Origin of the sequence: Gordonia crocea (assembly GCF_009932435.1) — a bacterium.
GTDB classification, from domain to species: domain Bacteria; phylum Actinomycetota; class Actinomycetes; order Mycobacteriales; family Mycobacteriaceae; genus Gordonia; species Gordonia crocea.
In genome coordinates, this window is sequence record NZ_BJOU01000001.1 from 407,074 (window position 1) to 423,660 (window position 16,587).

At 68.9% G+C, this 16,587-nt stretch carries 7 protein-coding genes; 4 read left to right on the forward strand and 3 right to left on the reverse strand.

Annotated features, from left to right (window positions below; genetic code table 11):
• The first annotated feature begins 1 nt into the window (after position 1).
• Both pks13 and nbrcactino_RS01885 read left to right on the forward strand, forming a co-directional pair.
• Positions 2–5,374, forward strand: a complete 5,373-nt coding sequence (gene pks13, locus nbrcactino_RS01880) for a polyketide synthase Pks13 (protein ID WP_161925825.1) — start codon at positions 2–4, stop codon at positions 5,372–5,374.
• 30 nt (positions 5,375–5,404) lie between these two features.
• Positions 5,405–6,955, forward strand: coding sequence for an acyl-CoA carboxylase subunit beta (locus nbrcactino_RS01885; RefSeq protein ID WP_161925826.1), 1,551 nt, complete (start codon positions 5,405–5,407; stop codon positions 6,953–6,955).
• Here nbrcactino_RS01885 and nbrcactino_RS18460 read toward each other — a convergent pair.
• A complete protein-coding gene (locus tag nbrcactino_RS18460; RefSeq protein WP_161925827.1) occupies positions 6,915–7,103 on the reverse strand; it encodes a DUF1720 domain-containing protein in 189 nt (62 codons plus the stop codon). The two genes, nbrcactino_RS01885 and nbrcactino_RS18460, sit on opposite strands and share 41 nt — an antisense overlap.
• Positions 7,104–7,275: 172 nt before the next feature.
• On the opposite strand from nbrcactino_RS18460, the gene nbrcactino_RS01895 reads away from it, so the two are divergent.
• Complete coding sequence (locus tag nbrcactino_RS01895; protein WP_228460624.1) at positions 7,276–8,418, forward strand: IS30 family transposase; 1,143 nt, start codon at positions 7,276–7,278, stop codon at positions 8,416–8,418.
• Positions 8,419–8,516: 98 nt separating this feature from the next.
• On the forward strand, positions 8,517–9,833 hold the full coding sequence (locus nbrcactino_RS01900) for an MFS transporter (RefSeq protein ID WP_228460625.1): 1,317 nt from the start codon (positions 8,517–8,519) through the stop codon (positions 9,831–9,833).
• Positions 9,834–9,886: 53 nt separating this feature from the next.
• Here nbrcactino_RS01900 and nbrcactino_RS01905 read toward each other — a convergent pair whose 3' ends face one another.
• Positions 9,887–13,165: an arabinosyltransferase domain-containing protein gene (locus nbrcactino_RS01905; protein ID WP_161925829.1), complete on the reverse strand. Its 3,279-nt coding sequence runs from the start codon at positions 13,163–13,165 to the stop codon at positions 9,887–9,889.
• Positions 13,165–16,554, reverse strand: a complete 3,390-nt coding sequence (locus tag nbrcactino_RS01910) for an arabinosyltransferase domain-containing protein (RefSeq protein WP_371864543.1) — start codon at positions 16,552–16,554, stop codon at positions 13,165–13,167. The genes nbrcactino_RS01905 and nbrcactino_RS01910 overlap by 1 nt, the downstream gene beginning before the upstream one ends.
• Between the last annotated feature and the right edge of the window lie 33 nt (positions 16,555–16,587).

The following is a 16,587-nucleotide window of genomic DNA, read 5'->3' on the forward strand; positions in this document are numbered from 1 at the left end:
GATGTCTGAACTTAATAACGACGCCACCGAAGCCGCTGGCGACGCCGAAACCACCTCGACGTCCCCGTCCGCTGGGACGGCGGGTGAGACCATTGGCGATCTGACCGTCGCCGAACTCCGGGACTGGCTGCGCGAATGGGTGTCGGCCGCCACCGGTATGCCCGTCGACCAGATCCCCGAGGACCGGCCGATGGAGGAGTTCGGCCTGTCCAGCCGCGACGCCGTCGCGCTCGGCGGCGACATCGAGGACAAAACCGGCGTCGTCCTCACCGCCACCGTCGTCTACAACCACCCGACGATCGCCTCGTTGGCCAAGCGGATCATCGAGGGCGACCCCGACGAGGGGCTGCACGACGTCGACGCCTTCTGGGAGCGCGAGCGCAACCCCGACGACGACATCGCCATCGTCGGCTTCTCCACCCGCTTCCCCAAGGCCGGCGAAACCCCGGAGTCGACGTGGGAGGCGCTCATCACCGGGCGCGACGGGATCTCCGAACTCCCCGAAGACCGGTGGAGCGAGTTCAAGGCCGACCCGCGGATGGCCGAGGTGCTCGAGAAGCGCAACCTGCGCGGCGGATACCTCGATAACGTGAAGGCCTTCGACGGCGACTTCTTCCAGATGAGCCCGCGCGAGGTCGAGATGGTCGACCCGCAGCAGCGGCTGGTCATGGAGCTGACCTGGGAGGCGCTCGAGCACGCGCACATCCCGCCCAGCGACCTCAAGGGCGGCCGGGTCGGCGTCTTCGTCGGCACCTCGACCAACGACTACCAGCTACTCGCGGCCCTTGGCCTCGGCGAGGGTTCCGACGAGACCGCGGCCTATGCGCTCACCGGCACCTCGACGTCGATCATCGCCAACCGCACGTCGTACTTCTTCGACTTCCACGGCCCCTCCGTCGCGGTGGACACCGCCTGCTCGTCGTCGCTGGTCTCGGTGCACCAGGCGGTGCAGAGCCTGCGCAGCGGCGAGTCGGACGTCGCCGTGGCCGGCGGCGTCAACATGATCCTCACCCCCGCCGCGACCGTCGGTTTCGACACGATCGGCGCGGTCGCCAAGGACGGGCACATCAAGGCCTTCTCCTCCGACGCCGACGGCATGGTCCGCTCCGAGGGCGGCGGCATGTTCGTCCTCAAGCGCATCGCCGACGCCCGCCGCGACGGTGACACCGTCCTGGCCGTCATCGCCGGTTCTGCGGTCAACTCCGACGGCCGGTCCAACGGCCTCTTTGCGCCCAACCCGGAGGCGCAGGTCGAGGTGCTGCGCGACGCGTACACCGACGCGGCCACCGATCCGCGCGACGTCGACTACGTCGAGGCGCACGGCACGGGCACCATCCTGGGCGACCCGATCGAGGCCGACGCACTCGGCCGGGTCGTCGGCAAGGGCCGTGAGCCGGGCAAGCCCGCGCTGCTGGGTTCGGCCAAGACGAACTTCGGCCACATGGAGTCCGCGGCGGGTGCCGGGGCACTGGCCAAGATCGTGCTGTCGCTGACCAAGGGCAAGCTGCCGCCATCGCTCAACTACGCCGGCCCCAACCCCTACATCCAGTTCGAGGCGACCAACCTCAAGGTCGTCGAGGAAGCCGCCGACTGGCCGCGCTACAGCGGCCACGCCATCGCCGGGGTGTCCGGCTTCGGCTTCGGCGGGACCAACGCGCACCTCGTCGTGCGCGAGGTCCTCGAGTCCGACCTGCACCCGGCCCCCGCCGCGGCGGAGTCGGCGGAGACCGTGGTCGCCGAGCCGGTCGTCGACGTCGATGACGACGACGAGGACGAGTACCTGACCGATGCCGAGCGGGCCATCCTCGCCGCCCAGGCGAAGACCGAGGAAGCGCCGGCCGCGGCGGTCGAGGTCGATCCCACCGAGGGCTTCGCGCCCATCGCCGCGGGTGTCGAGCGCGCGGCCGACACCGACACCGGCGCGCTCGTGCCGCTGGTCGTGTCCGGCTTCGTCTCGTCGCGCCGCCGGCGGGCCGCCCAGCGCCTCGTCGACTGGTTGGAGACCGACGAGGGACGGGCCACCCCGCTCGTCGACATCGGCCGCGCCCTGGCGCACCGCAACCACGGCCGCACCCGCAGCGTCGTCATGGCCCGCAGCCACGAGGACGCCCTCACCGGTTTGCGCGCGGTCGCCGAGGGCAAGAACAACCCGCTGGTCTACACCGCAGATGCGCCGGACCCGGCGTCGGCGGTGTGGCTGCTGTCCGGTTTCGGCTCGCAGCACCGCAAGATGGCCAAGCAGCTGTACCTGGACAACCCGGTGTTCGCCAAGAACGTCGACCGCGTCGACGAGTACGTGCAGCGCGAGCTGGGGTACTCGATCGCCGAGATGTTCCTCGACGACGCCCAAACCTACGGGATCGAGACCAGCCAGGTCGGGATCTACACGATCCAGGTCGCCCTGGCCGACACGATGCGGCACTTCGGCGCCGAACCCGGTGTTCTCGTTCCGCATTCGATGGGCGAGGCGTCGGCGGCCTACATCAGTGGCGGCCTGTCGCTGGCCGACGCGACGCGCGTCATCTGCCAGCGTTCGCGGCTGATGGGTGAGGGCGAGTCGATGCTGGAGGGCGACGACATCCGCCTGATGGCCCTCGTCGAGTACAGCGCCGACGACATCGGCGACGTGCTCGTCGACTTCCCCGACCTCGAGATCTGCGTGTACGCGGCACCGACGCACACCGTCATCGGCGGCCCCGAGGCACAGGTTGACGCGATCGTCGCGCGGGCCGAGGCCGAGGGCAAGCTGGGGCGCAAGCTGCAGACCAAGGGCGCCAGCCACACCTCGCAGATGGATCCGCTGCTCGGCGAGCTCGCCTACGAGTTGACTGGCATCGAGGCCCAGCGGCCGAAGATCGGGTTCTACAGCTCGGTGGACCGCGAGACCTTCTACCGCGCCGGCCACGAGCCGGTCCACACCATCGAGTACTTCCTCAAGGGCCTGCGCCACAGCGTGTGGTTCAGCCAGGCGATCGCCAAGGCGGTCGAGAACGGGCACCGCACCTTCGTCGAGCTCTCGCCGAACCCGGCCGTGCTCATCTCGGTGGCCGCGGTGACCTTCAGCGCCGGCCTGCACGACGCCGAACTCGTCGAGACGCTCAAGCGCAAGGAAGACGAGAACGACGGTCTGGTCACCGCGCTGATGAAGCTCTACGTCCACGGCCATGCCGTCGACGTGGCATCACTGTTCGGCACCGGTGCTTTCGCCGCGATCCCGCGGACGCATTTCGAGCGCCGCGACTACTGGCTGACCGCCGAGTTGTCGAGCGGTTCGGGTACCGGGAAGATCCCGGGCGCCCACGTCGCCCTGCCCGACGGGCGCCACGCGTGGGAGGTCAACGCGACCGCCGTCGACGACCCGCGCGCCTTGGCCGCCGCCGCCGCGTCGCAGGTCTTCGCCGACGTCACCGTCGGCGCCAGCGAGGCCTATGGCGACTTCCCGTCGTCGGGGACCGTGACGACCACGCTGACCCCGCATCCCGGTGGCGCCTCGGTCGCCGTGCACGCGGCCGAGGGCAAGCACTTCCGCCAGCTCTTCGAGGCGGTGGTCACCGGCTCGACCGGGGCGGCGGGTGCGGACGGGGCGGCGGGTTCGGACGCCGCGAAGGCGGATGCGTCGGCGCCGGCCGTCGACGCCGCGCCGGCTTCCACGTCGAAGGGTGCCGCGGCCTTCGCCGACGACACCGTGATCGTCGAGGACGAGGTCGTCGACAACATCGGCGACAAGTGGGACCCCGCATCGGGTGAGAAGGTCGGCGACCGGTTGGCGGTGATCGTCGGCGAGTCGATGGGTTACGACCCGGAGGACCTGCCGCGCGAGGTCGCGCTGATCGAGTTGGGGCTGGACTCGCTGATGGCGGTGCGGATCAAGAACCGCGTCGAATTCGAGTTCGACATCCCGCAGCTGCAACTGCAGGCGATGCGCCAGGCGAGCCTGGCCGACGTCGAGAAGTTCGTGGCCTTCGCCGTGACGCACCGCGACCAGCTCGACGACCTGGCCGAGAACGCGGCTGGTGAGGGGGAGCTGGACACCGCCGCGATCAACGCCTACATCGACGAGCAGATCGCCAAGGAGCGCGAGCAGGGCGTCGAAGCCAAGCCCGCCCAGGCGCCCGGGCCGACGAAGGCAGAAATGCCGAAGGCCGAGGAACTCAAGGCCGAGAAGCCCAAGGCCGAGGAGCCCGCGGCGGAGCAGGCTGCAGTGGCGAAGGCCGCCCCGGAGAAGGTCGAGAAGCTCGACCTCACCGATCAGGCCGCGGTCGCCGAGGCGGCCGGATCCGACGTCCCGCCGCGCGACGCCGCCGAGCGGTTGACCTTCGGCGTGTACGCGACGATCACCGGCAAGTCGGCCGGCGGCATCTTCAACAAGCTGCCGGTCCTCGGCGAGGACGTCGCGCAGAAGCTGACCGACAAGCTCAATGAGCGCACCGGCGGCGACGTCGACGTCGAGGACGTCCTCGACTCGGAGACCATCGAGGAGATGGCGGACTATGTCCGCAAGTACCTCGACGCGGGTGCGGCGACCGACGGTTTCCTGCGCTACCTGCGCCTGGTCCCGGACGGCAAGAAGTCCTATGACACCACCGCCGGCGACCCGACGCCGCTGCTGCTGTTCCACCCCGCAGGCGGCAACACCTCGGCCTACGAGGCGCTGTTGAAGCGCCTGCCGGAGGGACAGCCGGTGATCGGTTTCGACCGTGGCGTCGAGGGCCCGATCGAGGACCGGGTGCGCGAGTACCTGCCGCGGCTGCGCGAGGTACAGCCGCACGGCCCGTACGTCCTGGTGGGCTGGTCGTTCGGCGGCGCGCTCGCCTACGGCGTCGCACAGCTGCTGCGCGAGCAGGGCGAGAAGGTCGAGTTCATCGGCCTGATCGACGTGGTGCGCCCGAAGGAAGACCTGGTCGAGACGGCGGACACCAAGCGCGAGCGGTTGGAGCGGTGGAAGGATTTCGCCATCCGCAACTATGACCTCGACGCCGATGTGCCGGTGCCGATGGACCGTCTGGTGGAGGCCGACGACGAAGGCCAGTTCCAGATCATCATGGAGATGATGGCGATGAGCAACACCAAGATCCCCGGTGGCATCATCGAGCACCAGCGCACGTCGTTCATCGAGAACCGGATCCTCGACCAGATTCAGCCGGAGACCTACGACGGCAAGGTCGTGCTCTATCGGGCCGACCGCATGCACGACGGTGCGATCGAGCTGGAGCCCAAGTGGGCCGAGATCGACGAGGACGGCCGGTGGGGCGAGGTCGTCGACGATTTGGAGATCGTGCACATCGGTGGCGACCACCTGTCCATCGTCGACGAGCCGTACATCAGCAAGATCGGCGCCGACCTGACGAAGCGAATGAACGGCCTGGGCGAATAGCAGCCACAGGCGATTGAAGGGACAGCCCACATGACCCAGACGACGGCGGCGAAACTGGCCGACCTGCGGGAGAAGCTCGAGGCGTCACAGGAGCCCGGCGGTGACAAGGCGATCGCCAAGCGGGCCGCGAAGGGGATCTGCTCCCCGCGCGAGCGGCTGAACATGCTGTTCGACCCCGGGACCTTCGTCGAGATCGGCGCGCTGGTCAAGGCGCCCGGGGCGAGCGAGGCCGGCTACGGCGACGGCGTCGTCACCGGCCACGGGCTGGTCAACGGGCGTCCCGTCGCGGCCTTCTCCCACGATCAGTCGGTCATGGGCGGGTCGGTCGGCGAGATGTTCGGACGCAAGGTGGCGGCACTGATGGAGTTGGCCGGCCGCGTCGGCTGTCCCGTCGTCGGCATCAACGACTCGGCCGGTGCCCGCATCCAGGATGCCGTCACGTCCCTGGCCTGGTACGCGGAGATGGGCCGCCGCAACGACCTGGTCTCCGGTCTGGCGCCGCAGGTGTCGATCATCCTCGGCAAGTGTGCCGGTGGCGCGGTGTACACCCCGGCCAACACCGACATCCTCGTCGGCGTCGAGGACAAGAGCTACATGTTCGTCACCGGCCCGGACATCCTCAAAGCGGTCAACGGCGAGGACACCTCGGCCGAGGACCTCGGCAGCGCCCACAACCAGGCGCGGTGGGGCAATATCCACCACGTCGCCCCCGACGAGAAGGCCGCGTTCGAGTGGGTCCGGGAGTACCTGGAGTACATGCCGTCGTCGGCGCATGAGAAGCCGCCGGTGATCAACCCCGGTTTGGAGCCGGAGGTCACCGATTCGGACCTGTCGCTCAACGAGTTCATGCCCGACAGCGACAACGCCGGCTACGACATGAAGGACCTGATCCTCCGACTGTTCGACGACGGCGCCTTCCACGAGGTCGCCGAGCTGTTCGCGCCCAACCTGATCACCGGATTCGCCCGCGTCGACGGGCACAGCGTCGGCATCGTCGCCAACCAGCCCAGCGTGATGGCCGGGACCCTGGACACCGACGCGTCGGAGAAGGCGACGCGATTCGTCCGCATCTGCAACGCGTATGGCATCCCGCTGATCTTCCTGGTCGACACCCCGGGCATCCTGCCCGGCGTGGTCGAGGAGGCCAAGGGCACGATCCGACGCTCGGGCAAGTTCCTTTACGCCTACGTCGAGGCGGACGTCCCGAAGATCACCGTCGTGCTGCGCAAGGCCTACGGCGGCGCGTATGCCGTCATGGGTTGTAAGCAGCTCGGTGCCGACTTGAACTTCGCCTGGCCCACCGCCAAGATCGCGGTGATGGGCGCCGAGTCGGCGGCCGTGCTGCTGACCCGTCGCCAGACCGAGGGGCTGTCGGCCCACGATGCCGACAAGGTTCGCCGCGACTTCATCGACTTCTACAACGTGATGATGGCGAACCCGTACCTGGCCGCGGAGAAGGGCTACATCGACGCGGTGATCGAGCCGTCGCAGACGCGCCTGGAGTTGCGCAAGGCCCTCGCCCAGCTGCGGGACAAGCGGGTCACGCGCACCCCGCGCAAGAACTTCTTGATGCCGATCTAGCCTCCGTCGACTGGGCCCTGTTTCTCGTCGACTGGGCCCTCAATCCCGTCGACTGGGCCCTCAATCCCGTCGACTGGGCCCTCAATCCCGTCGACTGGGCCCTCAATCCCGTCGACTGGGCCCTCAATCTCGTCGACTGGGCCCTCAATCTCGTCGAGTGGGCCCCGCAGACTCAAGCGATCGCCGCAACGGCCGACGAGTTTGCGGAGGTCAGCATGGGTGATGGTGGTTCGAGACGACGGTTGGGGAAGTTGGGGGTCGCTGATCGACCGCCGTTAACCCAGCGGCGTGAGTTGTTTTGGCAGGGCCTGTCTACGGGGATGACGATCAAGGCTGCGGCGCGAGCTGCTGGTGTGTCGCGCAACTCCGGGGCCCTGTGGTTGGCCCAGGCTGGCGGAATGAAACCAACAGCAACGGCACTGGAAAGCCGGATCAGCGCCGGCACGGGCCGGTTGACCTTCGCTGATCGGTGCTGCATCGAGGAACTGGTGGGCAAAGGGTCGCAGCCGGCGCGGATCGCGCGTCTGTTGGGTCGTTCCCGCTCGACCATCAGCCGGGAACTGGTGCGGGGCCGGCCCGCCGGCGACGGTGAATACCGGTATCGGGCGATCGTGGCGCAGACGACGGTCGACCAAGGCCGGCGGCGACCCAAACCGCGCAAACTCCAACCCGACACCGCGCTTTACGCTGAAGTCGTCGACATGCTGGGGAAACGGCTCAGTCCTGAGCAGATCGCCCACCGGTTACGGCACGACTATCCCGACGATCCGGAGATGCGGGTGTCCCACGAAACGATCTACCAGTCGATGTATGTTCAAGCCCGCGGTGGTTTGCGCGCCGAGGTTGCCAAAGCACTACGCACCGGGCGGATACGACGCAAACCCGCAGGCCGAGACACATCCGGTCGAGGCCGGATCAAAGACATGGTGATGATCAGCGATCGTCCCGCCGAAGTCGAGGACCGCTCGGTCCCCGGCCACTGGGAGGGTGACTTGATCATGGGAGCCGGTAACCGCTCGGCGATCGGCACCCTGGTCGAACGCACCACCGGCTTTCTGATGCTGGTGCACCTGCCCGGCGATCACACCGCCGCCACCGTTGCCGCGGCCATGACCCGAACCATCCCGACCATCCCCGAAATCCTGCGTCGATCGTTGACCTGGGATCAAGGAGTGGAAATGGCCCACCACACCGCCATCACCAACGCCACCGGCCTACCGATCTACTTCTGCGATCCCCACAGCCCCTGGCAGCGCGCCACCAACGAAAACACCAACGGCCTACTCCGCCAGTACTTCCCCAAAGGGGCCGACCTATCGTTCTTCGGCCCCGGCATGCTCGACCAAGTCGCCGCCGAACTCAACGACCGACCCCGAAAACGCCTCAACTGGATGACCCCCGCCGAAAAGCTCGAAGAACTCCTACAATCCAAACCGACAGATTCCGTTGCACCGACCACTTGAATCCGCCCCCTCGTTCCCGCCGACTGGGCCCTGTTTCTCGTCGACTGGAGGCAGAAAATCGATACCCCATCCGATCCGGCGTCGGGCATGCTCAGTTGGTGACCGCGACCGCCCCCACCCCGCAGCAGCCCATTGCGCTGCCGCGTGCCCTGGCGCCCTTCGGGTACCGCCAGTACCGATGGTTGGCGGCCGGGCTTATCCTGTCCATCTTCGCCGACGGGGTTTGGGCGATCACGCTGATTTGGCAGGTCATCGGGCTGGGTGGCGCTCCGACTCAGGTGTCCGTGGCGACGGCGGCCGCTGCGGTCGGAATGGTCGCGTCGACGCTGGTCGGCGGGGTTCTCGCCGACCGGGTTTCGCAGCGCCGGATCGTCATTGGTCTGGAGATGCTCAAGACCGCTGTGTTTGTCGTGGTTGCTGTCGCGTCGCTGACCGGAACCCTTCGGTTGTGGCATGTCGTCGTGGCCGCGGTCCTCGCCGGCATCACGACCGGCATGTACTACCCCGCATATTCGGCGATGCTGCCCTCGATACTGCCGGCGTCTCAGCTGCAGGCGGCGAATGGGATCGAGGGATTCCTTCGCCCGGTGGCCTATCAGGCGGTGGGGCCGATGATCGCCGGCTGGATCATCGCCGCGACCGCACCCGGATACGCGGTGGGCCTTGCCGCGGCCGCATCCATCGGCTCCGGGATCTGCTATCTGGTGATGGCGCCGGTTCCGTTGCGCCGCGATCCAGAAGTCCTGCGCGGCAACGCTGTTCGCGGAGTATTGGGCGATCTCGCCGAGGGCTTCGGGTACCTCCGGCGGACTCCGTGGCTCTGGGCGACGCTGTTCTTCTCGTCGATCCTGGTGTTGGCGACACTGGGACCGATCGAGGTGCTCATTCCGTTCCTCTTGAGGGAGCGGGCCGGCGGTGATGCCGCTGACCACGCACTCGTACTCGCGGCGTTCGGCGTCGGTGCGGCGGCAACGTCGTTGGCTTTCGCTTCGATTCGCATGCCGCGCCGCTACCTCACGGTCATGTTCGTCTTGTGGGGTCTGTCGAGTCTGCCGTTGATCCTCATCGGTGTGGCGACGTCGGTGTGGCTGGTCGTCGTGGCCGGGTTCATCACCGGGGTGCTCTTCGACGGGCCGATGGTGCTGTGGGGAACCCTGTCGCAGCGTCGCGTGCCGCCGGGACTTCTCGGGCGGGTCGCCAGCCTCGACTTCTTTGTGTCGATCGCGCTGATGCCGGCGTCAATGGCCATCGCCGCTCCGGTGGGCGAGGCCATCGGACTGACCACGACATTCGTGCTCGCCGGCATCATTCCGGTACCGATCGCCGCTGCGTTCTACTTCGCCGCCGGGCTGTGGCGTGACGAGGCGGCGCACCCGCTGCGCGATGATGCGCTGGGCTCAACCGACCCCGACTGAGGCAGGGCCCAGTCGACGGGATACAGGGCCCAGTCGGCGATGCGTGGCGGGCGTCAGTAACCCGTCGAGCGCATCGGCGCCAGATCCCACAGCCCGGACTCGCGCGTCGTGCCGAGCACCAGCGTCGCCGGCGGAGCCGGATCGATCACCGTGAACCGCTGGAGCCCGCCCCAGTCGCGACCCCAGTTGTTGCGGAGGTACGTCGGGAGCATCGTCGGCGTCAGCAGCGCCTCGGTGATGCCGAGCGGGCCGCCGGCCTTACCGGCCATCCACGTCTGACTGTTGCGCCGCGTTGCGTCGGCCTCGGGCATGATGCGCCACTTGGGCACCTCGAGGACGCCGTTGTGGACCGCGATCGGACGCTGGCACGGGAAGACGAATCCGGGAAGCCAGTCGATCAACACCGGATCTGTCTGTCCCACAACATCATTCAGCGTGCGCAGCTGGTCGACGCGCGGCGGCGTGACCGCCACCCATTCCTTCGTGGAGTCCGAGGCATCGTCGACGAGGATGCGCGCCACGTCGGCATTGCGCGGCGCCTTGTCCAGCGGGAAGCGCAGATCGCGCCAGGCCGGGGCGCCACCGGCATCGAGCGGAGTCATCCGGCCGACCGGGGTCACCTTCCCGTGGGGGCCACGCCGGCCGAACTCGACGACCAGCTTCTGGCCCTTCTGCTCGATGTTGTCGTGGTCGATGCCCTCGACGTTGCCGGCGACCGCGACGGTGAGCAGCGGACGGTCCTTATTCGGGTTCGAGGTGTTGTACGGCAGCTGGTACCACGCGGTCTCCAGCTTTGCCTTGCCCCCGGGGGCACCGTACGACCCGACGACGGGTGTGCGCTTCGGGTCGAGATTGAACGGCAGCAGCGCGGTCGAGCCGTTGACGCCGATCGGCCCGACACCGCCCCAGGTGTCCCCCGCCGCCGACTCGTTCGCCGAGGCGCCGGGATTCTCCTGCGACGGAAGCTCGCCGCCGTCGTCGCTCGTCGACGAGGACATCACGTTCTCCGGAACCCCCTGCGGGGTGAAGCCGGCGTTGGCGCCGATCGCCCCGGCGACCGACGGTGCGGCCTTTCCGTCGACCGCGGCCGGCAGCAAGATGCCCGACGACGGGTCGACCGCAACCATCACGTCGTTGGCGAGGGCACACTCGTTGCCGGTCATGGCCCGGAAGTTCGACTTGGTCCACGACCAACTGTCGCGCTGCACCCAGGCGCCCTTTGCCAGGCTCGCCACCATGAAGAGCACGAGCAGCGTGGCGACGGTCGGCAGCGGCGCGAACCGGAAGCCGGGCAGGACCGGGCCGGTGCGGGTCTTCTCGTCGACGTAGTCGTCGCGGAAGTGGTAGTACAGGCCGAGCAGCGCGGTCACCACCGCGGCCGCCAGCACGATCCAGCTGACGTTGATCCCGGCGATGGCGACCGGGCGGTCGCGCCACGGGACGCCGTAATTGCCGACGAACCACCACATGTTGATGCCGGCGAAGGCCATCGCGGTGACGAACAGGACCGACGCCGTCGCGAAGGCGCGGTTGCGCCGCGACGCCAGCAGGGCCGGGGCCATCAGGGCACCCGCCGCGGCGGCCAGGCCGCCGGCGATGCCCGCGTAGACGCCGAAGTGGTGCGTCCACTTGGTGGGGGTGAACGCGATGAAGAACATCGTGCCGAGCATGACGGCGATCAGGCGCCAGATCGGTGCCCGGGCAACGCCGTTCGGGTGGCGTCCGCGCAGCAACCGGAACATCACGTAGAACAACGAGAGCAGCATCAGCAGGATGCCGATTCGGCGCGACAGCGTGCCGTCGCCGGTCTGCAGGATCAGGTAGTAGTAGCGGATCGGCTCCTGCCACCATTCCAGCGTCGGCCCGACGTCGGCGGCGACCTTGTTGCCGGTCACCAGCGGCATCACCGACTGGTCGGCGAAGATCATGAAGAGCACCGCGGTGCCGGCCGCCAGGATCGGCGCCAGCATCGGGACCCAGTCGTCGCGCTTGCGGCGGCTGACCAAGGTCTTGACGACGGGGCGAAGGCCGGCCAGCAGTGCCGCGGCGGCCATCAACCCGCCGGGCGCGAGTGCCAGGGTGAAGGCGGCGGTGATGGCAGCGATGGCGTAGGGGAGCAGGCGCCGGGTCGCGATGGCGCGCTCGACGCAGCACCAGGTCAGCAGTGCGCCGACGGCCTCGGCCGGCTCGGGGCGGATGCCGTTGTTGTACGGCAGCCAGATGGCCAGGAAGACGAAGGCGCCCGCCCACATGGCCGGGGTGCTGTTGCGGACCGCACGCCCCAGGCGCGGGATGACTTCACGGCTGATCAACCACCAGCCGAGCAGGCCCAGGAGCAGGGCGGGCAGACGCATCCACCACGCTGCGACGCTGACCTGGGTCATCCACGAGATCACCTGGAAGTGCCAGCCGAACGGATCCTGCGGCACCCCGAAGTAGCGGAAGTAGTTGTCGGCGTATCCGGCACCGCTGGCGATCCGGCCGACGGTCATGTTGTAACCGTCGTCGGAGGTGTTGGCCCCGCCGAACCACCAGAACACCAGGATGGCGGTGACCGCGCCGTCGAGCCAGGTCAGCTTCCACCAGCCGGACGGGAGGATCCGGCGGTGCCGCAATCCGTCGCGCGAATCGAGGATTCCCAGGGCGACCAGCGAGATCGCCGTCAGGATGATGCCGATGACCATCAACCAGAACTTCAGGCGGGTCGGCGACGTCACGTACCGGGTGTCGATGTCGGCGGTGAAGCTCAAGCCCTGGGGAGCCGTACCGCGCAGATCGGAGTAGACGCCGACGATCTGCGGGCGCATCTCGTGGTCACCGGTGCGGAAGTTCAGCAGCGCGCCCTTGAGGTTCGCGCCGTCGAGGCCCTCGATCGACGCGTGGACCCCGTCGGCGTTGCCGCGGAAGGTGACCCGGCAGGCCGGGTTGGCCTGCGCCGCGTCGCGCGGGGCGCTCAGGATGACCACGTTGCGGTCGATGACGACGATGGAGTCGGCCGTCGCGTTGATGAACAGGCCGCGCGCGGTGGCGGCCAGGCCGTCGGTGGGCAGGGTCGAGAGCAGGACCCCACCCTTGTCGCCGAGTTGGGTCGCCGCCGAACACGGCACCGCGACGTTCATGTCGGTCGCGACGTAGGACACCAGCGGTGCGACGACCGAGGACACGGTGTTGTTCTCCGGCCACGCGATCTTCGCGGTGGTGCGCTCGACCGGCAACAGCGGCATCGCAATGGCCAGCAGCGCGCCCAGCAGGCCGGTGATGGCGGCCAGCAGCTTCGCCCCGCGATAATCGTTCTTGGTGAGGAAGGTCGGCTTCTTAACGGTCTCAGTCATCAGTTGCCCGGCTCCAGCCTGATGGATCCGGTCCGCGACCAGCCCCATTGCTTACGAATATCGGTTGCGACGGCCGCGGGGGCCGCCTGTGGATCCCGCGGGGTCAAGCGTTCGAGGGCGCCCCAGCCGCGGTGCCAGTCCCCGTCGAGGTAGGTCGGCACCGCCGTCGCCGACGTGGTCGCCTCGCTGATGCCGAGGAGCCCGCCGCCGGCGGCGTTCTGCCAGGTCCGTGACTGGCTCAGCGCCATCGCGTAGTCGGGCAGGATCCGCCACTGCGGGATCTCGGCGACGCCGTGGCGCAGGCCCATCGGGCGCTGGCACGGGAAGTGTGCGGCGACCATGAAGTCGATCAGGGTGGGATCGGTGGATCCGACGAGATGCTGCAGGGTCACCACCCTGGGTGCCCGCGGCGGGGTCAGCATGATGAACTGCGACGTCCCGAGGTTGTTGTCCAGGGCGACCAGGCGCACGACGTCGGCCGCGGGGGGAGCCGCCGACATGGGGACGCGCAGGTTGCGCCACGGCCGGTTGGGGATGACCGGGCCCGGATCGATGGGGGTGACGGGCGCACCGATCTCTTCGAACTGGCCGTTGGGGCCGCGCTTGCCGAACTGGAAGCGCAGCGATTGGCCGAAGGTCCGGGCGCCGAAGGCGTCCACCGTCGAGATCGAGCCGGCCGCGGTCACGACGAGCAGCGGCGACGACGCGCGGTCGGGCATGCGGTACCAGTCCGATGTCAGGCGCGCCTCGCCATTGAAGCCGTAGCTACCCAGCACGGGGGTGCTCGCGGGGTTCAACCCGTAGGGCAGGGCCGCGATCGACCCGTTGACGGTGCGCGGCCCGCGTCCACCGGTGGTGCCGGCCTCCCACGTCCCCATGACGGCGAACGGCTTCGACGACGAGCCCGCGACGTGGGCCTGACCCGGTCGTGAGCTGCCCATTTCGGCGGACAGGTTCGTGGTGATTCCGTCGGGGGTGAAGCCGACCGGATCGTCCCCGGCGAGGGCCCGCGACGCATCGTGCCCGGTGGCCGGGGTGAGCATGCCGGTGTTGGCGTCGGGTTCGACGAGGACCTTCTCGGCCAGCCCGCACGGCTGACCGCGCAGCGTTCCGATGTTGGTGGAGAAGGCGGTGGCCACCGGGTACCGGGCGACCGCGGCCTTGGCGAACAGGGCCAGTTCGAGGACGACCAGCCCGCCGGCGATCACGGCGATCGGGGAGCCGGCCGCGATGAGGCGGATCCGGTTCGCGACGGCCTCGTGGCGCTTGGCCTCGACCACCGTCTCCCGATCCGCGACCCCCTCGAGGTCCTCCGCGTCGTGGTGTTCCAGGCCGGTGTTCTCCGCGTAGTCCAACCGCAGGTGCTGCCACGCGGCGAGTGCGCCGGTCGCGACGGCGAGGATGAGGAAGATCGTCGACATCGGGGTCCCGGCGATGACCGGCGCCCGGTCGAACCAGGAGATTCCGAAGTCGTAGAAGTACGGCCAGGCGTTCTTGCCGGCCGTCGCGGCCGCGAGCGCGAACATCAGACCGGACACGAAGACGGTCAGGTTACGGGTGGACCGGGCCGCCGACTGTGCGACGGCGAGGGTGGCGGTGGCCGCCACCGCCGCGGCCAGACCGGCGTAGATGCCGAACTGGATGGTCCACTTGGTGGGCGTGAAGACCATCAGGATCATGGTGACGCCGATGGCGCCGACGGCGCGCCAGGCCGGCCCGCCGCGCACCCCGTCGATCTGGCCGCGGCGCAGCAGCACCGCCACGGTGACGAAGGCGGAGGCGAGCAGCAGCAGCACGGGCACGCGCCGTGCCAGCGACGCGTCGGGGGTGGTGACGGTCAGGAAGTAGTAGCGCAGGTACTCCTGGAACCAGGGCAGGTTCGGTCCGACCTGGTAGCGGATCTTCATCGCCTCGGCGACGGTGGCCAAGGTCTGATCGCCGAACACGACGAGCAGTACGACGAGGCCGGCGGCAAAGATCGGGGCGAGGATCGCGGCCCAGCCGATTTCCCGACGGCGGGCGACGGCGATCGCGAGCAAGGCGCGGGCGCCGACGAGCAGGATGGCGATGCCGATGACGCCGTGCGGGGCGGCGGCGAAGGTGAAGGCTGCGGCGATGACGGCGAGCCCGACGGGCAGCAACCGCTTCGACGTGATGGCGGACTCGATCGCCCACCAGGTCAGCAGCGAGCCTAGGACGATGACGGACTCGCTGCGCAGCCCGCTGCAGAGCGGCATCCAGAAGGCGGTGAACACCGCGGCGGCCGCCCACACCGGCCACCCGTGGGACACGGCGCTGCCCATCCGCGGCAGCAGGATGCGGCTCAGGATGTACCAGGAAACCAGCCCGGCGACCAGGCTCGGCAGGTGCATCCACAGCATCGACGCCGACACCGACGACCAGTGCGAGAGGAAGTCGTAGTACCAGCTGAACGGGGCCTCGGCGATACCGAAGAAGCGGTAGTAGTTGGGCAGGTAGCCGGCTTCGCCGGCGACGCGGCCCATGTTGAGGATGTAGCCGTCGTCGGGGCCGCCGCCGGCCAGGATCCCCCAGACGAGCAGGGCCGCGGTCACGGCGAGGTCGGACAGTCGCGGTCGCAGCGAGGCGAGGAAACCGGTGCGCGGGGTCGCGTCCTCGTCGGCGAGTGCCTCGTCGCGTGCCGCGGCGACGGTGGGCGAGGCCCGGTCGAGGATGCCCAGCGCCACCAGCGACGCGATGACGGCGAGCAGTCCCAGGATCATGACCAGGCGCTTGATCAGCGACGGCGTCGACTCGTAGCGGTTGTCGATGTCGATCTTGGCCGCAAGGCCGTCGTTGCCCGCACGGGTGATCGTCGCGGCGGGGAGCGGGGAGAAGATGCCGTCGATCTGCGGCTGGGCGGAGGGGGCCGCGGTGGTGACCGGGCCGAGGCCGACGAATTGTGCGCGCGGCCCGGCGGCGTCGGAGTGGATGACGAGGCGGGAACACCGGGCGAGATCGGTGCGCGGCGCGCTGGCCAGCAGGGCGTTGCGGCTCATCACGGTGATGGTGTCGCCGGCCTTCACCGACAGCATGCGGGCGGGGGCGCCGGGCGCACCGGGCGACATGGTGGTCAGGACCGTGGTGGGCTCGGCCGGCAGCGACGCCAGGACCGAGCACGGGATGGTGATGTCGACGGATTTCGCGGTCTGCGCGATGAGCGGCGCGGTGACCGACGACGACTTGTCGAGTTGTTGTCCCTGCGGCCAGGTGAATGAGGCGTGGACCGCGTTGACGGGCAGCAACGGGGTGAGCAGGCAGGCAAGGATGCCCACGATGCCGGCACCGACGGCGACCAGCCGTGCGAGCCTCAACCGATCAGCGGAATCACCGGACTCGGGTTGGGCAGCACCCGATCGCGTGGAAGACACAGACACGGATTCTCATGGTAGGCGACGGACCTG

Coding starts and splice junctions, on each gene's coding strand:
- pks13 (WP_161925825.1), top strand. CDS start 2: ATGTCTGAACTTAATAACGACGCCACCGAAGCCGCTGGCGACGCCGAA.
- nbrcactino_RS01895 (WP_228460624.1), top strand. CDS start 7,276: ATGACGATCAAGGCTGCGGCGCGAGCTGCTGGTGTGTCGCGCAACTCC.
- nbrcactino_RS01885 (WP_161925826.1), top strand. CDS start 5,405: ATGACCCAGACGACGGCGGCGAAACTGGCCGACCTGCGGGAGAAGCTC.
- nbrcactino_RS01905 (WP_161925829.1), bottom strand. CDS start 13,165: ATGACTGAGACCGTTAAGAAGCCGACCTTCCTCACCAAGAACGATTAT.